Annotated in this window: 24 protein-coding genes; 23 read left to right on the top strand and 1 reads right to left on the bottom strand. The window is 42.1% G+C overall.

Annotated features, from left to right (window positions below; all coding sequences use genetic code 11):
• Nucleotides 1-92 precede the first annotated feature (92 nt).
• The 21 genes from folE to AC25Y6_RS02385 all read left to right on the top strand — a co-directional run bounded on the left by folE (nt 93) and on the right by AC25Y6_RS02385 (nt 17,221).
• Entirely contained in the window at nt 93-665 is a 573-nt protein-coding gene (gene folE / locus AC25Y6_RS02485) for a GTP cyclohydrolase I FolE (protein ID WP_482101884.1), read from the top strand.
• Nucleotides 666-733: 68 nt separating this feature from the next.
• Nucleotides 734-955: a trp RNA-binding attenuation protein MtrB gene (gene mtrB, locus AC25Y6_RS02480; protein ID WP_482101883.1), complete on the top strand. Its 222-nt coding sequence runs from the start codon at nt 734-736 to the stop codon at nt 953-955.
• Between the two features lie 48 nt (nt 956-1,003).
• Nucleotides 1,004-1,738, top strand: a complete 735-nt coding sequence (locus tag AC25Y6_RS02475; protein WP_482104446.1) for a heptaprenyl diphosphate synthase component 1 — start codon at nt 1,004-1,006, stop codon at nt 1,736-1,738.
• A gap of 17 nt (nt 1,739-1,755) precedes the next feature.
• On the top strand, nt 1,756-2,454 hold the full coding sequence (locus AC25Y6_RS02470) for a demethylmenaquinone methyltransferase (RefSeq protein WP_488141945.1): 699 nt from the start codon (nt 1,756-1,758) through the stop codon (nt 2,452-2,454).
• Between the two features lie 24 nt (nt 2,455-2,478).
• Nucleotides 2,479-3,453 carry a polyprenyl synthetase family protein gene (locus tag AC25Y6_RS02465; RefSeq protein ID WP_482101880.1) on the top strand — a complete coding sequence of 325 codons (975 nt, stop codon included), beginning with the start codon at nt 2,479-2,481 and terminating at the stop codon, nt 3,451-3,453.
• Between the two features lie 83 nt (nt 3,454-3,536).
• A complete protein-coding gene (gene ndk / locus AC25Y6_RS02460) occupies nt 3,537-3,983 on the top strand; it encodes a nucleoside-diphosphate kinase (RefSeq protein WP_482101879.1) in 447 nt (148 codons plus the stop codon).
• Nucleotides 3,984-4,207: 224 nt separating this feature from the next.
• Nucleotides 4,208-4,978 carry a CheR family methyltransferase gene (locus AC25Y6_RS02455; protein WP_482101878.1) on the top strand — a complete coding sequence of 257 codons (771 nt, stop codon included), beginning with the start codon at nt 4,208-4,210 and terminating at the stop codon, nt 4,976-4,978.
• 112 nt (nt 4,979-5,090) lie between these two features.
• Entirely contained in the window at nt 5,091-6,272 is a 1,182-nt protein-coding gene (gene aroC / locus AC25Y6_RS02450; RefSeq protein WP_482101877.1) for a chorismate synthase, read from the top strand.
• A gap of 1 nt (nt 6,273) precedes the next feature.
• On the top strand, nt 6,274-7,380 hold the full coding sequence (gene aroB / locus AC25Y6_RS02445) for a 3-dehydroquinate synthase (protein ID WP_488141944.1): 1,107 nt from the start codon (nt 6,274-6,276) through the stop codon (nt 7,378-7,380).
• Nucleotides 7,380-7,742 (top strand): chorismate mutase, encoded by a 363-nt coding sequence (gene aroH, locus AC25Y6_RS02440; RefSeq protein ID WP_482104653.1) that lies wholly within the window; start codon nt 7,380-7,382, stop codon nt 7,740-7,742. The genes aroB and aroH overlap by 1 nt, the downstream gene beginning before the upstream one ends.
• 29 nt (nt 7,743-7,771) lie before the next feature.
• Nucleotides 7,772-8,875, top strand: a complete 1,104-nt coding sequence (gene hisC / locus AC25Y6_RS02435) for a histidinol-phosphate transaminase (RefSeq protein ID WP_488141943.1) — start codon at nt 7,772-7,774, stop codon at nt 8,873-8,875.
• A complete protein-coding gene (locus tag AC25Y6_RS02430; protein ID WP_488141942.1) occupies nt 8,872-9,972 on the top strand; it encodes a prephenate dehydrogenase in 1,101 nt (366 codons plus the stop codon). Before hisC ends, AC25Y6_RS02430 begins: the two co-directional genes overlap by 4 nt.
• A gap of 18 nt (nt 9,973-9,990) precedes the next feature.
• Nucleotides 9,991-11,292: a 3-phosphoshikimate 1-carboxyvinyltransferase gene (gene aroA / locus AC25Y6_RS02425; protein WP_488142005.1), complete on the top strand. Its 1,302-nt coding sequence runs from the start codon at nt 9,991-9,993 to the stop codon at nt 11,290-11,292.
• 38 nt (nt 11,293-11,330) lie between these two features.
• On the top strand, nt 11,331-12,596 hold the full coding sequence (locus tag AC25Y6_RS02420; RefSeq protein ID WP_488141941.1) for a tetratricopeptide repeat protein: 1,266 nt from the start codon (nt 11,331-11,333) through the stop codon (nt 12,594-12,596).
• Between the two features lies 1 nt (nt 12,597).
• On the top strand, nt 12,598-13,149 hold the full coding sequence (locus tag AC25Y6_RS02415) for a ReoY family proteolytic degradation factor (RefSeq protein WP_482101872.1): 552 nt from the start codon (nt 12,598-12,600) through the stop codon (nt 13,147-13,149).
• Between the two features lie 57 nt (nt 13,150-13,206).
• Nucleotides 13,207-13,656, top strand: a complete 450-nt coding sequence (locus AC25Y6_RS02410; RefSeq protein WP_488141940.1) for a YpiF family protein — start codon at nt 13,207-13,209, stop codon at nt 13,654-13,656.
• A 144-nt stretch (nt 13,657-13,800) separates the two neighbouring features.
• On the top strand, nt 13,801-14,307 hold the full coding sequence (locus AC25Y6_RS02405) for a QcrA and Rieske domain-containing protein (RefSeq protein WP_482104435.1): 507 nt from the start codon (nt 13,801-13,803) through the stop codon (nt 14,305-14,307).
• 23 nt (nt 14,308-14,330) lie between these two features.
• Nucleotides 14,331-15,005: a menaquinol-cytochrome c reductase cytochrome b subunit gene (gene qcrB / locus AC25Y6_RS02400; RefSeq protein ID WP_149579895.1), complete on the top strand. Its 675-nt coding sequence runs from the start codon at nt 14,331-14,333 to the stop codon at nt 15,003-15,005.
• Between the two features lie 41 nt (nt 15,006-15,046).
• Nucleotides 15,047-15,814 (top strand): c-type cytochrome, encoded by a 768-nt coding sequence (locus tag AC25Y6_RS02395; RefSeq protein ID WP_482104434.1) that lies wholly within the window; start codon nt 15,047-15,049, stop codon nt 15,812-15,814.
• 65 nt (nt 15,815-15,879) lie between these two features.
• Complete coding sequence (gene lhaT, locus AC25Y6_RS02390) at nt 15,880-16,479, top strand: lipoprotein heptaprenylglyceryl N-acetyltransferase LhaT (RefSeq protein ID WP_482101868.1); 600 nt, start codon at nt 15,880-15,882, stop codon at nt 16,477-16,479.
• 73 nt (nt 16,480-16,552) lie between these two features.
• The gene (locus AC25Y6_RS02385) at nt 16,553-17,221 is read left to right on the top strand and encodes a zinc metallopeptidase (RefSeq protein WP_482101867.1); all 669 of its coding nucleotides are present in this window, start codon (nt 16,553-16,555) and stop codon (nt 17,219-17,221) included.
• Between the two features lie 168 nt (nt 17,222-17,389).
• On the opposite strand, the gene AC25Y6_RS02380 is transcribed toward AC25Y6_RS02385, so the two are convergent.
• The gene (locus tag AC25Y6_RS02380) at nt 17,390-18,262 is read right to left on the bottom strand and encodes a YitT family protein (protein ID WP_482101866.1); all 873 of its coding nucleotides are present in this window, start codon (nt 18,260-18,262) and stop codon (nt 17,390-17,392) included.
• A gap of 106 nt (nt 18,263-18,368) precedes the next feature.
• On the opposite strand from AC25Y6_RS02380, the gene AC25Y6_RS02375 reads away from it, so the two are divergent.
• Together AC25Y6_RS02375 and dapB are read left to right on the top strand one after the other, a co-directional pair.
• The gene (locus AC25Y6_RS02375) at nt 18,369-18,707 is read left to right on the top strand and encodes a nucleotide pyrophosphohydrolase (RefSeq protein WP_482101865.1); all 339 of its coding nucleotides are present in this window, start codon (nt 18,369-18,371) and stop codon (nt 18,705-18,707) included.
• A complete protein-coding gene (gene dapB / locus AC25Y6_RS02370) occupies nt 18,704-19,504 on the top strand; it encodes a 4-hydroxy-tetrahydrodipicolinate reductase (RefSeq protein ID WP_482104432.1) in 801 nt (266 codons plus the stop codon). The genes AC25Y6_RS02375 and dapB overlap by 4 nt, the downstream gene beginning before the upstream one ends.
• Nucleotides 19,505-19,530: the final 26 nt, after the last annotated feature.

Genomic DNA, 19,530 nt, shown 5'->3' with positions numbered 1-19,530 from the left:
ACAATATATAAAGTAAAGGAACTGTACGGAGGCGAGGGAGTGTGCTACTATTTTTGTTGGAATAACTTTATATCCGATTGGGGAAGATTCGTATGAAGAATGTTGTCGATTATGAGAAAATAGAGAAGGCAGTTTCAATGATTCTCGAAGCAATCGGTGAAGATACCGAGCGTGAAGGTCTCATAGATACGCCGAAGCGGGTTGCGAAAATGTACGCCGAGATGTTCGAAGGCTTAAATAAAGATCCTAAAGATTATTTTGAAACGGTTTTCAACGAAAACTATGACGAAGTAGTACTTGTGAAAGATATACCGTTTTACTCGATGTGTGAGCATCATCTTGTGCCATTTTTTGGTCACGCTCACATTGCATACATACCGCGTGATGGTGTTGTCGCTGGTCTTAGTAAACTAGCGAGAACTGTTGAAACAACTGCAAGGAGACCTCAACTTCAGGAACGTATTACATCCACTGTGGCAGATACCTTAATGGAGATGCTGAATCCAGTCGGTGTTTATGTCGTAATCGAAGCTGAACATATGTGTATGACTATGAGAGGGGTAAAAAAACCCGGTTCCAAGACTGTAACTACAGTAGCACGTGGTATTTACGAAAATGACGATGTTAAGCGCGGGGAAATCCTATCTCTTATCAAGATGTCCTGAGACCTTTGCGGGCAACTCCTTTTCTATGATATGATAAAACCGTTAAAGATTAGACAGGAGAGGTGAAAATGACACAAACCGACTATATCGTAATTAAAGCTAAGGAAGACGGTGTCAATGTAATCGGTTTAACTCGTGGGAACGACACGAAGTTCCATCATACGGAAAAGTTAGACCGTGGTGAAGTGATGATCGCACAATTTACTGATCATACGTCAGCCATGAAAATTCGTGGGAATGCAGACGTTCATACCGCATATGGTGTCTTAACAAGCGAAGGGAAAGACTAATTCGCTTGATACAATTTTCATTAGACGTCATTGAATGGAGATTCGACGATGGAAATACAAAAAACTAAAGCACATATTGAAAATTATATACTTGAGGTTGAGCGATCAATTTACGAGCCAATTATAGATAGAGATGTAGGGCGAATGTCCGTAGACTCTATCAAATCTTTCTTTCTACTTTTGCCTTTGTTAAACGGGGAAAGGTGGAATGATCGTGTAAATACTGCAGCAGTTGCGGTCGGTGCAGTACATGCAGCGTTTGATGCGCATAATTCAATCGATGTTTCCAACGCCACGTCGAGACAGCAACAACTTAAGGTATTGTCAGGAGACCATTTTAGTGGTGTTCATTACCGGCTTCTAGCTTCTCTCCCCGATTTCGGTTTTATCCGTTCGTTGTCTGAAACAATCGGTCGAATTAACGAGAAGAAGGCAACTTTTCATAACCGTTTACCGGACAGTCCGGATAAACTGGTGGAAACCGTACGCATTATCGAAGCAGGATGTATAACGGATTTTTTACTTACATTTGGATTTTCGGAATACGTCCCCATTGCAAGTGCAGCATTGCCGCTTATGTGGCTTGAAGGTATTAAATCAGATGGTACAACTAATTGGGAATACAATTCGAGTAGCGGGTTGAAGTCTCACAATATGGAAATAGCGATAGAACACCTTCGTACTGAATTGCAAGTAGCGGTCGACTCGGCTGATTTCCTCGAACCTTTCTTACAGCAGAAGATCCGTGATTTTTCGGTCCCGCTCCTTGGTAAACTGAATTGAGAAAAGAGGCATGACTCTTGTCACTATCAAAAGAACAGAAAGTCCATAATGTTTTTGAAAAAATATCTATCGATTACGATAAGATGAATTCTGTAATTAGTTTCAATCAGCATAAAAAATGGCGCGATGACATCATGTCCCGTATGGCTGTTCACAAGGGTGCACATGCACTAGATGTCTGTTGCGGAACTGCAGATTGGACGATTGCAATTGCAGAGGCGACGGGGATTGAAGGAAGTGTAACCGGCCTAGATTTCAGTGAAGGAATGCTGGAAGCTGGACGCCCTAAGGTAGCAAATCATCCCAATATTAATCTCCTACAAGGGAATGCAATGGAATTACCATTTCCGGACAATTCTTTTGATTACGTGACAATTGGTTTTGGTTTGCGCAACGTACCAGATTATTTGACGGTTTTGAAAGAAATGAACCGGGTTTTGAAGCCGGGCGGCATGATAGCTTGTCTGGAGACATCCCAAACCGAACTACCGGGTTACCGACAATTATTCCGTTTTTATTTTAAATTCATCATGCCTATTATGGGGAAATTATTCGCGAAAAGTTTTAAAGAGTATTCGTGGCTTCAGGAGTCAGCGAATGATTTCCCTGGAATGAAGCAGCTTGCCCAGCTCTTCACAGAAGCGGGATTCGTAGACGTTTCATATAAGTCATATAGTGGTGGCGCGGCGGCTGGCCATGTGGGTTATAAACAATAAAGACCGCAGGGGAAGGTAATCGTTTTGGAGAAATTGAAGTTAATGTCGCTTTATGCCGATTTCCGGAAGGATCTCGCTTATATAGAAAAGGAACTTGAACGATCCGTCAATTCATCTTCCCCAATTATACGGCAAGCATCGCTCCACTTGTTGCGTGCAGGTGGCAAAAGGATTCGACCAATTTTTGTGATCTTAGCTTCCAAATTTGGTACTTATTCTTTGGAGGACGTGGCAAAAGTAGCTGTTTCACTTGAATTGGTTCACATGGCATCGCTTGTGCATGACGATGTTATTGATGACTCAGATATACGTCGTGGCCTAGAGACGGTAAAGGCGCGGTGGGATAACAGGATTGCAATGTATACTGGGGACTTTATTTTCTCACGTGCACTAACATCCATAGGTGAAATCGAAATTCCGGCAGTACATCAACTACTTGCAGTAACTATGTTGGAGATTTGTAAAGGCGAGATCATTCAGATTGATCATCAGCGAAAAACTGATCAGACAATTCGAGATTATTTACGTCGTATTAAGAGAAAAACTGCGCTTCTCCTATCATCCAGTTGCGAACTGGGGGCATTGGTTTCCGGAGCAGATCCTGCAATCGTTAGGAAATTACGTCGTTTTGGTTATTTTGCTGGAATGGCTTTTCAAATTGTAGACGATATTCTAGATATTACTTCCACGGACAAAGCGCTTGGAAAACCTGCAGGAAGTGATTTGTTGAATGGACACTTGACGTTACCAGTCTTATACATAAAAAATGATGAAAAGTTTAAACCTTTCATGGAGCGTTCTTTTAACGGTACATTGACGGAATTGGAACGCGATGAAATGTTAACTTATATAAAAAGTACGGATGCAATTGAAAAGGCTCAGGCTGTTAGTGACCTGTATTTGAAAAAGGCAATGGCCGAACTACTACCATTGCCGGAAGGTGAAGCTAAAAAGGCGTTTATGCAAATATCGGCTTTCATTGGTACACGTAAGTATTAATGCGCTAACAGTTGAAAAATCAAGCATCGGGTGGTACGATCGAAAAGGAGAAATCCTGATACATACAAGAAGGAGTGTTAATAATGGAAAGAACATTTTTAATGGTTAAGCCTGACGGAGTTCAACGTAATTTAATTGGTGAAATTGTAGGTCGTTTCGAAAGTAAAGGTTTCCAACTTGTAGGCGCTAAGCTTATGACAATCTCACAAGAACTTGCTGAACAGCATTATGGCGAGCATAAAGAGCGTCCTTTTTTCGGTGAGTTAGTAGATTTCATCACATCTGGTCCTGTATTCGCTATGGTATGGGAAGGTGAAAATGTTATTTCTGTTGGTCGTCTTATGACAGGAGCAACAAACCCAAAAGAATCAGCACCTGGCACAATTCGTGGAGACTTCGCTGTTACTGTTGGTAAAAACATTATTCACGGTTCGGATGCTCCAGAATCCGCTGTACGTGAAATTGGTCTTTTCTTTAAAGAAGAAGAGTTAATCACTTATGACAAATCAATGAACAACTGGATCAATTAATTACACTGAACAGCCGTGCGAATGACGCACGGCTGTTTTTGTTATTTTTCTATATGTAACCTCGCAGTATGACCCAATACTTTAAACACTTAGCGTCGAATACATCAATTTGTGTACTTTGGCACGCGCTAAACGCCTGTAAGTTGGCTTCACTTGTATTTGTTCTTCCGAAAATGCTTCCAATCCGTTATAATAGTTAGAATATAGGGACGGGAGGAAACATATTGCCGGATTATGCTTTATTTATAGGAAATATCAAAAGAATGACTGGAATAGACCTATCACTCTATAAAGAAGCGCAGATGAAAAGAAGACTCACTTCTCTTTATGAAAAACGAGGGTTTGGGGATTTCATCGAATATTACGACGCTATACATAATGATAAGGTATTACTTGAGGAATTTCTTGATCGTATGACAATCAACGTCTCAGAATTTTATCGCAATGCCCAGCGGTGGGATGTACTTGAAAAAAAGATTTTTCCTAAACTTCTTTCTGAGAATAAAAAACTGAAAATTTGGAGTGCTGCTTGTTCGACTGGGGAAGAACCGTATTCAATCGCACTCGTTTTATCATCGCATGTACCGCTACATGATATTTCCATATTGGCGACAGACCTTGACTCAGGTGTAATTGAACGTGCAAGAGTAGGTCTTTATCCAGAGAGGGCATTAAAGGAAGTACCCTATCCTGTAGTAAAACAGTACTTTGTCAATGAAGGTCATCATTATCAAGTGAAGGATGAAGTTAAAAGGACTGTGACGTTCAAACAGCAAAATTTGTTGAAAGACAGATACGATTCAGGATTCGATTTAATTGTATGTCGAAATGTCATGATCTATTTTACAGAAGAAGCGAAACATCAAATTTATATGAACTTTTCCAAGGCATTGAAACCCGGCGGGATTTTATTTGTAGGGAGTACTGAACAAATTTTTAATCCTACAAAATATGGTTTTGAATCAGAAGATACGTTCTTTTATAAGAAAATTTAAGGTATCCGGGTAGATTCCGGATATTTTTCATATTAACATATAGTCAAATGTACTTTACTTTGGTAAAGTGCTATAAACGAATGATTGATCATTCGTCAGAGGAGGAAATGGAATGAGGTACTTCACAGCTGGAGAATCACACGGTCCGCAACTTACTGCAATTATTGAAGGGCTACCTGCCCAAATGGAATTAACTGCTGAAATGATTAATGGAGAACTTTCAAGACGCCAAGGTGGACATGGACGCGGAAGACGTATGCAAATAGAAAAAGACCAAGTCGTCATATCGTCAGGTGTCCGTCATGGTAAAACGTTAGGTTCACCTGTTACATTGACGGTCGTTAACGATGACTGGAAACACTGGACATCGATTATGGGTGTAGAACCGCTTTCAGAAGATGTTAATCCTGCTGATGTGAAAAGGCAGATCACCCGACCGAGACCGGGCCACGCAGATCTTGTCGGAGGCATGAAATACGGTCATCGGGATCTACGCAATGTTCTAGAACGGTCTTCCGCGCGCGAGACAACGATGCGCGTCGCTATTGGTGCGGTTGCTAAGCAGTTTCTTCGGGAACTCGACATCCATACTGTCGCACACGTAACGGAAATTGGAGGAGTAACAACCAATCCGGATACATATGCAGGAAAAGGGACTGAAGAGCTAAGGGATATCATTGAAAACGATCCTGTCTATTGTGCAGACCCTGAAGCTTCTAAATTGATGGTCCAAGCCATTGATGATGCAAAAGGCCGCGGAGACACTGCAGGGGGCGTCGTAGAAGTAGTTATTGAAGGCTGTCCGCCTGGAATCGGTAGCTACGTCCAGTTCGACCGTAAGATGGACGGTAAACTTGCAGGAGCGATGATGAGCATCAATGCATTTAAAGGTGTGGAAATTGGACTCGGATTTGAAATGGCTAAAATGCCAGGCAGCAAAGTCCATGATGAAATCGCTTGGAGTGAGGAACTTGGATATTACCGGAAGTCCAATCGTTTAGGTGGTCTTGAAGGTGGAATGACAACAGGCATGCCGATTGTCGTCAGGGGAGTCATGAAACCCATCCCGACGCTATATAAACCACTTGAAAGCGTTGATATCGAAACGAAAGAACCTTTTGTCGCAACAATCGAACGCTCTGACCCATGTGCGGTACCAGCGGCTTCAGTTGTGGCCGAACATGTCATCGCAACAGAGATGGCAAAAGCAATCATGGAAGAATTCCGTTCGGATACAATGGATGGCTTGAAAAAGGAACTTGAAGAATACAGACGGTATGTAAAGGAGTTTTAACATGGGGACACTTTCTGTTAATATCCAAAATCATGAATACGGTGTCCATTTCGGTAAAGATGTATACAATCTATTTGCGACCGACTACGCTGGTTTACTAGCAAGTGCGGACCGTATTGCAATCATTGCTGATGAATCGGTTGCTGACCTCCATTTACCACTTTTACAAAAGGCATTGGAGTCTGCGAATCGTGAAATCGCCGTGAAAACAGTCCCGTCTGGAGAAAACTGTAAAACATCTGCCGTCTACGTCGATTGCCTTTCCTTTCTGTTGAATGAAAAATTCACGAGGGATTCCCTTATTATCGCTTTCGGCGGCGGGGCTTGCGGCGACCTGACAGGGTTTGTTGCAGCGACGTTCATGAGAGGAATAAGGTTTCTCCAATGCCCCACGACGATTTTAGCGCATGACAGTGCGGTAGGCGGCAAAACAGCAATCAATATGCCTGAAGGTAAGAATATGGTCGGTTCATTTCATCAGCCGGTCGGTGTTTTGTTTAACACATCGCTTTTTGAATCGCTACCGCCGCGTGAGATTAGATCCGGCATGGCTGAATTGTTGAAACATGCATTTATTTCGGATCAGGAATGGACGCTTGCATTACTAGACAATCCGTCCTTTTCACAACCCGATTTCGATTGGCTGTCAAGCGAATTGTTACGGGGGACAGAAGTGAAAGCGAAAATCGTAGCGGAAGATGAATTTGAGCATTCTGTACGAAAGTATCTTAACTTCGGCCATACATTCGGCCACGCGGTGGAAGGGGTATGTGGGTTCGGTGGTTTAAGCCATGGAGAGTCTGTAATGATTGGTATGGCGTACAGCCTAATCTTGAGCGAAAGTCATGGTTCTGTGAATGAAGAGATGACAACTCGTTTCATCAGTTTCGCCAAGAAGCATGGCTACACTTTCCAACCTGTCCATGAACATGCATTCGATATATTCATGAATTATATGGAAAAAGATAAAAAAGCTTCTTTCGGCAAACTGCATTTCGTTTTGCTAGATGGAATAGGAAATCCCTTTGTGAAAGAATTATCGAAAGAGCAATGTGAAAATGCTTTCAATCTATTGAAGCAAAGAACAGAAGGAGATGGGAAGCTGTGATGGTTAGAGGAGTAAGAGGAGCGACCACTGTCGAATCCGATGAAGAACAATCAGTTCTAGAAGCGACGCAAGAACTTGTTGAAGAAATGGCGAAAGAGAACGCTATCTCTCCAACCGATATTATTTCTGTACTTGTGTCTACTACGACGGACGTCAAATCGACTTTTCCTGCAAAAGCGGTCCGTTCAATCAATGGCTGGATGTACGTCCCAGTCATGTGTACGAATGAAATAGAAGTGCCAGGAGCTATGCCGTTATGCATTAGAATTCTTATGCATGTAAATACAGATACTCCGCAACAGCTTATCAAACATATCTATCAAAATGAAGCTGTAAAACTACGACCGGATTTACAAAAATAATAACGTGAAAATTCACTGGAGGGATTTACATGAACTGGAAAAAAGCACTTGATGGAATGTCTCCATATAAACCTGGTAGATCAATCGAAGAAGTGACAAAGCAGTACGGATTGAAAGAAGTTATAAAACTCGCTTCAAATGAAAACCCGTATGGCTGTGCTCCTTCTGTAAAAGAATTCATGGCAACAGCTACCATCCAACATGAAATCTATCCGGATGGCCATGCCAGTGCGTTGCGAAGTAAATTGGCCATACAACATTCTGTGACCGAAGATACAATATTGTTCGGAAACGGTTCTGACGAAATTGTGATGATCATTTCACGGGCACTCCTCAGTCGGGAAGTGAATACAGTGATGGCGACACCGACTTTTCCGCAGTATGCTCATAGCGCGAAAATTGAAGGTGCCGAAATAAGGGAAGTTCCTTTAAAAGCTGATGGACAACATGATCTTGATGGGTTTCTAAATGAAATCGACAGCAAAACTACCGTCGTTTGGGTATGCAATCCTAACAATCCAACGGGGAATGTCATTCCGAGTGCCGACTTGAAAGCTTTCTTGGAACAAGTTCCTGAAACTGTTCTCGTTGTTCTTGACGAAGCCTATTTTGAGTACGTGACAGCTTCTGATCATGTCGATTCTGTGTCGTTGCTAGAGCAATATCCTAATGCAATCGTGTTGCGTACGTTTTCGAAAGCATATGGTCTAGCAGCATTCAGGGTAGGGTATGCAATCGGCCACCCTGAAGTCATCACTAATCTCAACAAAGTGAGAAACCCGTTCAATAATAACTCGTTTGGAGTGGTGCTTGCTGAAAAGGCATTAGATGACGCGGCATTCATTGAGAAGTGTCGTGAGTTGAATCGTCAACAAAGGGAACGATTCAAGGACTATGCTGGACGTAAAGGCATCCACATCTATGATTCTGAAACGAATTTCGTCCTGATTCAAGTACCGGGCGATGCAGATGAAGCTGCAGAAAAATTGTTACAGCAGGGATTTATCATCCGAAGCGGAAATGCGCTTGGAACGCCAGGATATGTCCGGGTGACAATCGGAACGGAAGAGCAGACCAGCAAATTCTTTGTTGCATTTGATTCATTGCTGTCTGTAGAAGGTTCTCACGCATGAGTTCACATGTAACCATTATCGGTCTCGGATTGATTGGGGGATCGCTGGGTCTAGCCCTAAAAAGAAGATCGGACATACAGGTGACGGGGTTTGACCAATCGCCAAAAACGTTGGAAGAAGCCTATCGAAGAGGAATCATTGATAGAATTGCCCCTACCGTTGAAGAAGCCTGCTTGCACGCAGATTATATTTTCTTTGCCACACCTGTAAATACAACGATTGGTATGATACAGGAGGCAGCTACCTGGGAATTGAAGGAAGATGTCATAATCACTGATACAGGCAGCATAAAAGGCTCGATTATGAAAACTGCATCTGCTTTAATCGAAAAGGGAATTACGTTTATAGGAGGCCACCCTATGGCGGGTTCCCACAAAAGTGGTGTCTCAGCGGCAAAAGAACAGTTGTTTGAAAATGCTTATTACATATTGACACCTGATTCTCGGACGCATACAGAAAAAGTTGAACGCCTGCGTAAATTATTAGCACCTACGAAAGGAAAGGTTGTCGTACTCGATGCTGAAGAACACGATCGGATGACGGCTATCGTCAGCCATTTTCCACATCTGATTGCTTCATCACTAGTTGGACGGCTTGCACTTCAACAAGAAGACCAGCCGTTCGTTCAAGAACTTGCCGCGGGAGGATTCCGTGATTTGACCCGAATTGCTTCTGCTGACCCTGTCATGTGGCGGGATATCACAACTCAAAATAGGGAAGAGCTATTACAGCAACTTGACGGATGGTTTTTGGAAATGAGCAATGTTCGGGAGATGTTACTGACAAATGATCCGGAAAAAATATACGCCTATTTTGCGGAAGCTAAAAAGTTCAGAGACGATTTACCATTAACTTCGCAAGGCGCACTCTATATGACATTTGATTTGCATATAGATATCCCGGATCACCCCGGCATTATTTCTGAAATCACAAAAATACTTGCAATTGAACGAATTAGTATAACTAATATCCGAATCGTCGAAACACGGACGGATGTATACGGAATTCTTGTGATCAGTTTCCAAACTGCAGAGGATCGAGTACGCGCAAAATCGTCTCTATCCAAAACAATGGATTATAGTATGTACATAGTATAAGGGGGGTTCTTGGTGGGAATGAAAACAGTGGAATTTGATAAACCAGTAATGTTGGGTGAAATAGCGGTTCCGGGAGATAAATCAATCTCACATCGTGCAGTAATGCTTGGCTCCATCGCGAAAGGTCATACCCAAATCACTGGCTTCCTGGACGGGGAAGATTGTTTGCGTACAATTGACATTTTCCAACAACTCGGAGTTGAGATTATTAGAAATGGTACGGATGTCTCTGTGAATAGTCCAGGAATGGGAAATTGGAAAACACCGATAGATAATCTTTATGCCGGTAATTCTGGAACAACAGCGAGGTTATTACTGGGAATACTAGCAGGATCGAATATCAAATCCGTTTTGACGGGAGACGAATCTTTGTCAATGCGCCCCATGAATAGAGTAACATTGCCATTGGCAGCGATGGGCGCCTCCATAGCAGGTGAAGTAGACGCCAATCTTCTGCCGCTCTTAATTGAAGGAGGGCCTCTCACGGCGATTGATTACGAAATGCCAGTTGCAAGTGCCCAAGTAAAATCGGCAATCATATTTGCTGGCATGAATGCTCAAGGGACAACTACGATTACAGAAAAGACTGTTTCGCGCGATCATACCGAGCGTATGTTAATGCAATTTGGAGCAACCATTCATGTGGAAGGAACAAAGGTTAGTGTTACAGGGGGAGATCCGCTCCTGGGTACAGACGTTGTTGTTCCGGGAGACATTTCATCTGCTGCATTTTTCATGGCTGCAGCCGGAATGATACAAGGAAGTTCTATCACATTTAAAAACGTCGGACTTAATCCTACAAGAACAGGCATACTGGATGTACTTAAGGATATGGGTGTTAGTGTTGAAATCTTGGAAGAGACAGATGGAGTCGGAGAACCGTATGGCACGGTCAAGGTCACTTATGCAGAATTACGGGGTACAGAAATCAGTGGCGACTTAATACCAAGATTGATTGATGAGTTGCCTGTTATTGCGCTCATGGCTACGCAGGCGCAAGGTATTACGATAATTAAGGACGCAGGAGAACTAAGAGTCAAAGAAACAGACAGAATTGCCGCAGTCTCGTCAGAATTGAACAAGCTTGGTGCTAACGTTGAAGCGACCGAAGATGGAATGATTATCCATGGACCAACACCGTTAACAGGGGGGACACTCGCTTCTTACGGTGACCATAGACTAGGTATGATGGCGGCAATTTCAGCGCTTATTGCATCCGGTCCCATTCAAATTGAAGAGCCTGAGTGCATAGCCATTTCATATCCAGGTTTTTTTGACAACCTAGAAAAACTAGCCACCCAGACAAATAAAAAAGGATAACTGAGTAATGTATATATCGTGAAAGAACAGGTGAAAATATGGGACAGTTAGAAGAGATTGAGCAGTACATCTTAGAAGGAGAAGTAGAAGCGTTGAGCAGCACGGTTGATCAGTTGAACAAATCGACCGATTTTGATTTGCTCTATGAAGCAGCGGGACTGTTCGCCAGTTACGGATTCATGGAAGAAGCCGATCAACTATACGAAACTTTGCGCTTCCATCTTCCAGACGAAGCTCAATTGAAGATAGATCGAGCCGGCACGTTACTTGAGCTTGGCGAAGAGGATGAAGCGCTCCTGTTGCTTACCGATGTGAGTCCGGATAATGAAGAGTATGTACAGGCACTGTTGGCATTAGCCGATTACTATCAAATGTCCGGAATGGCGGAAGCTGCGCTTTCGAAGATTAAGGAAGCTTATGAAATCGATTCAAATGAGCCAGTTATTCGCTTTGCTTATGCGGAATTACTTCTAGGTTCAGGAAAGTATGGAGAGGCAGCTCGGTTATACCTTGAGTTACATGAAGAAATGGATGAAATCGGTGGCATTCGTATTTTATCTAGACTGGCTGAAACGTATAGCGCAGGTGCGGCTTATGAAGAGGCAATTCCATATTACGAGGAATTACTGGAAGAAAATGCATTACCGGATACACTTTTCGGTGCAGCATTTGCATACTATCAAAGCGGTAATCCTGAAAGATCGGTTGCGCTTCTCGACAATTTGATTGAAATGGATCCTGATTATTTTTCTGCCTATATGCTTGCGGGACAATCTTTGTTGTTGGTGGGCGAAGACCGAAGAGCATATGAGATGTTTAAAGCTGGAATTCGCAGAGATGAATTTGTCAAAGAACTACAATTGATGGCGGGGAAATCTGCACTGAAACTAGGTCTGCCCGAAGAGGCGGAAGGACACTTGAAAGAAGCGCTCGTTCTCGACCCTGAATATAGTGAAGCACTTATAACACTTGCATCATTGTATAACGAAAGAGAGCAAAACGAAGAATTGCTAGATCTTCTTTCATACATGAAAAATGACCAGATAGACATCCCTTTATTGGATGCATTTATGGCATATGCGTATGAGCGTGAAGAACAATTTGATGATGCATACGCGTCCTATAGTAAGGCATATATTGGGTTAAAGGATGATCAAGGGTTTCTCGGAAACTATGCAAAATTCCTGCTTGAAGAAGGGAAACGCGATGAGGCCTTTGAAGTTATCAAAGAGATAGTTAAAATTGTTCCCGTTGATGAGTATTGGAGAGCTTTCCTGGAAGCACAAAATGACGAGGAGGGGTGACATGACGGCCATGGTTCCTGTCGCCGCTAAAAAGGACTTTGTACGTTGGTTCTTAAAGCGGTACAAATTGAAGCGCCGTGAATGTGTGTGGATTTTGAACTATCTTCTAAGCCATGAGCACCTTCTACAAAACGTTCACTTTACGGATGAAGCGCATTACTGTCCCCGGGCAATGGTGATTTCAACTACAGGTTCGGAGAGCATCCCGTTCCGCTTTTATAAAGGAAATCTAATGACTGCAGATGCTGAGAAATCATTTCATGACCTAAGACTCCACCCTGATGACAAAATGTATATTCAGCTTAATTTCCCGAACAGTCATTCTTGCCCAGAGTATGCGAGCGTCAGAGAAGAGAATCCATTTCTTCCAACCTATCTACAAGTGAGTGAAAGTGATCGAAAAGTTGCGGAACAATTGCTTGAAGAGAGTGTCGCTGCAATGACCGTAGATATGCTAATGAAAAGAGTGGATGAAGCGCTTGATTCGAATGACAAAGAGCGGTTTATCGCGTTATCTGCGACGTTGAATGACATGAAGATAGCAAAGGAATGATGACTCCATCCACCTAGATGGAGTTCTTTACTTATTTCCGAAGGAGGTTTTATTGAGATGAACTGGACAGCTAAAGATATGGATACATATTTGCAACAGAAAGAATATATCGATACACTGATTGTACCCTTGCTTAAAGTAGATACAGAGCCAGGCAACATGAAAAGTAGTGCATCATCATCTGAGTTTCTGATGCACCTAACAACATTTATCGAAACACAATTTAAAGGCCGTATGATGCTTATGCCGCCATACGCATATACGCAGTCTACGAATTTATTAGAAATGGCTACAACATTGACTCGAGACCTTTCGTTAGCACCTTTCAAATATGTGTTTTTCTTAACGACTGATTCTTCTTGGACAAGTATTGAAATCGAAGGCGAAATCATCTGGCTACCACCGATTCCACTTGAAAATATGGACCCACAACTTAAAAAATCAATTATTGAAGATCAGCTGCGACAAGTATTGCCAAGGTTCATGGAAAAGTGGTCAGAACAGTAAAATTCGATATTTGTTCACAAACTTAATTCTATTCAGAATGCATGATTGAATTTCCTTTAGTATTGATATATCATAGATATGTCCTAGTATTACAATTAGCAATAGAATGTCCGTTGGACTGACCTTTAAGTAAGAGGAGGGAAAATGATGAGCAAGAAAGTGTCAAGACGCCAATTCATGAGTTATACACTTATGGGTGTTGGTGGATTCATGGCTTCTGGAATGTTAATGCCAATGGTCCGTTTTGCAATTGATCCAGTGTTGCAGAAGACAGATGAAGGAGATTTCATCCCGACTCCGCAAAAAGTGGACGAGCTAACGGAAGTACCAGTTCGTGTCGATTTTACTATTAAAGATCGAAAAGATGCCTGGTATACATCTGACGTAGCAAACGCTGCCTGGGTTTATAAAGAAGGCGATACGGTCATCGCGCTTTCTCCTGTTTGTAAACACCTTGGTTGTACGGTGAACTGGGGCGGCGATGAAAAGCATCCAGACAAATTTTTCTGTCCATGCCACGCAGGACGTTATATGAAAAATGGTGACAATGTACAAGGAACGCCACCGCTCGGGCCACTTGACGTATTTGACGTTAAAATCGAAGACGGTTTCGTGTATCTCGGAAAAACAAAACCGAACACATTAGTTTAAAAATGTAAGGGGGTACGACCGAAGTGCTAAATAAAATTTATGATTGGGTTGACGAACGGTTGGATATCACCCCGATTTGGCGCGATATCGCTGACCATGAAGTACCTGAGCACGTAAACCCTGCACATCACTTTTCTGCATTCATCTATTGTTTCGGAGGACTGACATTTTTTATTACTGTCATCCAGATTCTTTCTGGCATGTTCCTTACAATGTATTACACACCGGACATTGAAAATGCATGGAAATCCGTTTATTACCTTCAAAATGAAGTAGCATTCGGTGAAATTGTGCGTGGTATGCACCACTGGGGAGCGTCGCTTGTTATCGTTATGATGTTCCTACATACGCTGCGTGTATTCTTTACAGGGTCTTATAAGAAACCACGTGAACTGAACTGGGTTGTCGGAGTCTTGATCTTTATGGTCATGCTTGGCCTAGGGTTCACAGGATATCTACTGCCATGGGATATGAAAGCACTGTTCGCTACGAAAGTAGGAATTGAAATTGCAGCTTCAGTCCCGTTCATCGGTGAATCGATTAAAGTACTTCTTGCTGGAGACACGACGATTCTCGGTGCACAAACATTAACACGTTTCTTCGCGATTCATGTATTCTTCTTACCAGCTGCTTTGCTTGGGTTGCTTGCAGCACACTTTATCATGATCAGAAGACAAGGTATTTCAGGACCTCTATAAAATACAACAGGGTCCAATGATTTTAAAAAGGAGGGGACATTATGCATCGCGGAAAAGGGATGAAATTTGTCGGAGATTCGCGCATTAAGGCTACTAACAAAATGCCGAACGTCCCGAAGGATTACTCAGAGTATCCGGGTAAAACAGAAGCTTTTTGGCCTAACTTCCTATTGAAAGAATGGCTGATTGGTGCTGTTTTCCTTATCGGGTATTTAATATTGACAGTTGCTCACCCGTCCCCGCTTGAACGTCAAGCGGATCCAACGGATACAATGTACATGCCGGTTCCGGACTGGTACTTCCTTTCAATGTACCAATTATTGAAGTATCAATTTGCTTCTGGACCATTTAATGTAATCGGTGCAATTGTTATGCCAGGACTTGCGTTCGGCGCATTGATGCTTGTACCATTTATGGATACGACGAAGGAACGACGTCCATTTAAACGCCCTCTTCCAACAGCATTTATGCTTCTGTCATTTGCAGCTTTGTTCTATTTGACTTGGGAATCATATGTGAACCATGACTGGGAAAAGCAAAAAATACAAGGTGCGATTGTTGAGGAAGTAGAGTTTGACACTGAATCAGAAGGTTATCAGATTTACGCTGGAGCATCCTGTATCGGTTGTCACGGTGATGCATTCCAAGGTGGATTAGGTAAGCCGTTAGTAAATACCGGTCTTTCTACTGAGGAAGTTATCGATATCGCTCATGATGGCGTTGGAGATATGCCTCCTGGAACTTGGGAAGGCTCAGATGAAGATTTGCAAGTACTTGCCGAATTTATTTCAGGCTTGAAAAGCGAGTAATGTAAAAGAGTCAGGAAACTGACTCTTTTTTTCTATATATAATAAGTAATTTGGGAGAGGTACCTATGAGGTTAATACTACAGAAAATTTGGCTCGTTCTATCTCATAAATCATTTCTTTGGATACTGTTCTTTATAAACTTACTTGGCACAGTTTTTGGATATGATTGGTATATGTGGCAACTAGAAATAACGGAGCCGAAGTTCTGGGTTTTCGTACCGGACAGTCCAACTGCAAGCTTGTTTTTCACACTTGCAATCTTCGGCTGGCTTATCGGAAGGAATTTTAAACTCATTGAAGCACTTGCACTAATAACACTCGTTAAATATGGACTTTGGGCGGTTGTCATGAATATCCTGACGCTAATCGAGACAGGCGAAATTGGCTTGATGGGCTGGATGCTTATTGCATCACATTTTGGAATGGCAGTTCAAGGTGTGTTATACAGTCCTTTGTATAGATTTTCTTTCGTCCATATTGCGATTGCGGCTATTTGGACACTCCATAATGATGTCATTGATTATGTGTATGGACAGATGCCGATTTACCACGACCTAATGAAACATATGGAACACATCGGTTATTTTACATTCTGGCTATCCATTTCCTGTATTATGCTTGCTTTTGGGTTGTGGAAGAACAGGACAAAAGCTGTCATATGGTAATTGCAATCAGTTGCGGTTGAAGTGAGTTCATTATAGAATAGAACTTACAGAGAAATAGGGGAGGAAGCTGATTATGTTTTGGATTTACCTAGGTGCAATAATTTTATTGCCTCTTTATGCCCAATTCAAAGTGAAGAGAACATACAAAAAATATTCTAAAATACGTTCAACTTCAGGAATGACAGGTGCAGAAGTTGCCCGACTTATTCTTGATAATAATGGTTTGCAGGACGTGCAAGTAGTTAAGACAAATGGGTTTTTGAGTGACCATTATAACCCACTAACGAAAATCGTAGCGTTGTCACCACATAATTTCGATGAAGCATCTGTAGCGGGAACAGCAATTGCTGCCCACGAAGTAGGCCATGCTATACAGGATAAGGAAGCGTATGCATTTCTACGTTTTCGTCACCGTTTAGCACCAGTTGCAAATATTACTTCAAATGCGTCATGGGTTTTCATTATGATTGGTTTGTTTTTCTCGAGCATGAATTCCATGCTTGGAATTGGTATTGCCCTGTTGGCAGTCGGAGTACTGTTTCAAGTTGTTACATTGCCAGTGGAATTCAATGCCTCATCCCGTGCCATGAATGAGGTTGTCTCTCTTGGCATCATCCGTAATGAAGAAGAAGGACATGCGAAAAAAGTGTTGAGTGCAGCAGCGATGACATATGTTGCAGCAACAGCGGTTGCAGTAATGGAATTGGTGCGTTTACTCTTAATCTTTACGAACAGAGATTAATCATAAAAAGTCCGTCCCTCGTTTTTCGGGGGACGGACTTTTTGCTTTAATAGAAACCATTAAATATAGCACCGTTAGAGATTCCTATAATGTAGATTTTTCTTCTTGGCTAAATGTCTGACGTTTCAGTAGGCAGCGCGATGTGGTTAGTACCATCACACCGCCAATCTAGCGCTCTAGAGGGCGTTTTTGTTCATCTAGCGTAAAACCTTCGCCCATGACATCGTGAACATCGGTTAGAGAAACAAATGCGTGTGGATCCACGGATGTAATAATGTTTTTTAAACGAACAAGTTCATTTTTTCCAACAACACAATAAAGAATTTCTCTATCGGACTTTGTAAAATGACCGTAACCTCTAAAAACAGTGACACCGCGATCCATATCCGCTGTAATTTTTGTAGCGATTTCATCTTGTAATTCAGAAATAATGAATGCCCCTCTAGCTGCATAGGCACCTTCTTGAACAAAGTCAATGACTCTGGAACCAACAAATAATGCAACGAGCGTATACATCATCGAGCGATGGTCGAGATAAACGGCCCAAGAAACCAAAATGACAAGCGCGTCGAATAAAAACATTGTCTTTCCCATACTCCAACCAATGTATTTATGGGCGAGACGTGCGATAATATCAACACCACCTGTTGTTCCTCCATTCCTAAAGATGATTCCGAGTCCGACACCGATAAACACGCCCGCGAACAGGGAAACCAGGAACATATCATCTTTTAAATGGATATCAATCTGATAAATCATGAAAACTTTCAGGAAAATCGACACTGCGACAGTTCCAATAACCGTATAAATAAATACTTTTTTACCTAACAATTTCCATCCGATAATGAACATTGGAATATTCAGGAGAAGATTCATTATTGCGGGATCCCAATCGAAAGCGAACAGTAGAATCAGTGTAATCCCAGTGAATCCTCCCTCAGCAAGTTCATTTTGAATGTTGAAGTGAACGAGTCCGAAGCTGAAAATTGCAGAACCGAGAATGATGAAAAAGATATTTTTGAACTTAATTCCTTGAAACATTTCGTGCACACCTTCCTTTTTAAAACGCTAGGGTTATTATCGTCTATAATTTTTATTTTGACAATACTGTTATTAATTAATACGATGGTAGTGGGAGTTGACGCAAATGGAACAATCACAAACAATGGAGAACTTACAACAAGAAGTGGATCTGTACATTAATAGCTTTGAAGAAGGTTACTTCCCACCGATGGAACTAGTTGCTCGGATGACTGAAGAGCTTGGAGAATTATCGCGGGAAGTGCAGCATGTATACGGCATGAAAAAGAAAAAATCCACTGAAGCGGTAAAGTCACTTGAAGAAGAAACTGGAGATTTGTTGTTTGTTCTAATTTGCTTCGCTAATTCACAAGGAATCAGTTTAGAAAAAGCACTTACGGATGTTCTCGAAAAATTCAAGAAACGGGACGCCGATCGCTGGACCAAAAAGGAGGAAATGATTTGACGATAAAAGTTGCAATCGCTGGGGCACGCGGCCGATTAGGTAGCGCAGCATTAGTATCAATTATGAATACGCCTAATATGGAAGTCATTGCTATTCTGGATTATAAGTACGATGGACAATTTTTACATGGAACTGATGTAAATGAAGAGCCGGGAGGTATTCCAATTTATACTTCTCTTGAAGGATTGGCAAATACGAATAAGCCTGATGTACTCTTAGATGTTACTGATCCGGAAGCTGTTTTTAAAAATGTTCATGATGCCATAACCCTAGGAATCCGACCAGTCGTCGGCACATCCGGACTCTCTAAGGATAATATTGCCCTTTTAACAGAGTTGGCAGCCAACAATCAGACGGGAGGCATTATTGCCCCGAACTTTTCTATTGGAGCCGTGCTTATGATGAAGTTTTCGGCAATAGCAGCACGTTACTTGGGTGATGTCGAAATCCTAGAAATGCACCATGATAAAAAAGTCGACGCTCCTTCAGGAACTGCAGTGAAAACTGCCGAAATGATTAACGCGGTCAGAGAAGAACATATACAAGGACACCCTGATGAAAAAGAACATCAAGCCGGTGCACGCGGTGCAGATATAAAAGGCATGAAGATACATAGCATACGACTACCCGGGTTACTTGCGCATCAGGAAGTATTGCTCGGCGGAGACGGCGAATTGCTTAGTATCCGCCATGATTCATTCAATAGGAATTCCTTCATGCCAGGAATTCTTATGGCCATACACAATGTCATGGAACGAAAAGACCTTGTCTATGGACTAGAGAATTTTATCGATTAATACTAGAAATATATAACTGTAAATCG

Source organism: Sporosarcina sp. Y1004 (genome assembly GCF_057669665.1).
The sequence above is the reverse complement of the archived record's forward strand: the minus strand, read 5'-3'. Positions and strand labels throughout refer to the sequence as shown.

Bases quoted from the DNA above. Each gene is read 5' to 3' on its own strand.
- lhaT (WP_482101868.1), top strand. From the start codon at position 15,880: ATGAGGTTAATACTACAGAAAATTTGGCTCGTTCTATCTCATAAATCA.
- aroA (WP_488142005.1), top strand. From the start codon at position 9,991: ATGAAAACAGTGGAATTTGATAAACCAGTAATGTTGGGTGAAATAGCG.
- hisC (WP_488141943.1), top strand. From the start codon at position 7,772: ATGAACTGGAAAAAAGCACTTGATGGAATGTCTCCATATAAACCTGGT.
- AC25Y6_RS02430 (WP_488141942.1), top strand. From the start codon at position 8,872: ATGAGTTCACATGTAACCATTATCGGTCTCGGATTGATTGGGGGATCG.
- aroB (WP_488141944.1), top strand. From the start codon at position 6,274: ATGGGGACACTTTCTGTTAATATCCAAAATCATGAATACGGTGTCCAT.
- AC25Y6_RS02405 (WP_482104435.1), top strand. From the start codon at position 13,801: ATGATGAGCAAGAAAGTGTCAAGACGCCAATTCATGAGTTATACACTT.
- AC25Y6_RS02410 (WP_488141940.1), top strand. From the start codon at position 13,207: ATGAACTGGACAGCTAAAGATATGGATACATATTTGCAACAGAAAGAA.
- folE (WP_482101884.1), top strand. From the start codon at position 93: ATGAAGAATGTTGTCGATTATGAGAAAATAGAGAAGGCAGTTTCAATG.
- ndk (WP_482101879.1), top strand. From the start codon at position 3,537: ATGGAAAGAACATTTTTAATGGTTAAGCCTGACGGAGTTCAACGTAAT.
- aroC (WP_482101877.1), top strand. From the start codon at position 5,091: ATGAGGTACTTCACAGCTGGAGAATCACACGGTCCGCAACTTACTGCA.
- AC25Y6_RS02415 (WP_482101872.1), top strand. From the start codon at position 12,598: ATGACGGCCATGGTTCCTGTCGCCGCTAAAAAGGACTTTGTACGTTGG.
- mtrB (WP_482101883.1), top strand. From the start codon at position 734: ATGACACAAACCGACTATATCGTAATTAAAGCTAAGGAAGACGGTGTC.
- AC25Y6_RS02385 (WP_482101867.1), top strand. From the start codon at position 16,553: ATGTTTTGGATTTACCTAGGTGCAATAATTTTATTGCCTCTTTATGCC.
- AC25Y6_RS02375 (WP_482101865.1), top strand. From the start codon at position 18,369: ATGGAACAATCACAAACAATGGAGAACTTACAACAAGAAGTGGATCTG.
- AC25Y6_RS02395 (WP_482104434.1), top strand. From the start codon at position 15,047: ATGCATCGCGGAAAAGGGATGAAATTTGTCGGAGATTCGCGCATTAAG.
- AC25Y6_RS02380 (WP_482101866.1), bottom strand. From the start codon at position 18,262: ATGTTTCAAGGAATTAAGTTCAAAAATATCTTTTTCATCATTCTCGGT.
- AC25Y6_RS02420 (WP_488141941.1), top strand. From the start codon at position 11,331: ATGGGACAGTTAGAAGAGATTGAGCAGTACATCTTAGAAGGAGAAGTA.
- AC25Y6_RS02475 (WP_482104446.1), top strand. From the start codon at position 1,004: ATGGAAATACAAAAAACTAAAGCACATATTGAAAATTATATACTTGAG.
- aroH (WP_482104653.1), top strand. From the start codon at position 7,380: ATGGTTAGAGGAGTAAGAGGAGCGACCACTGTCGAATCCGATGAAGAA.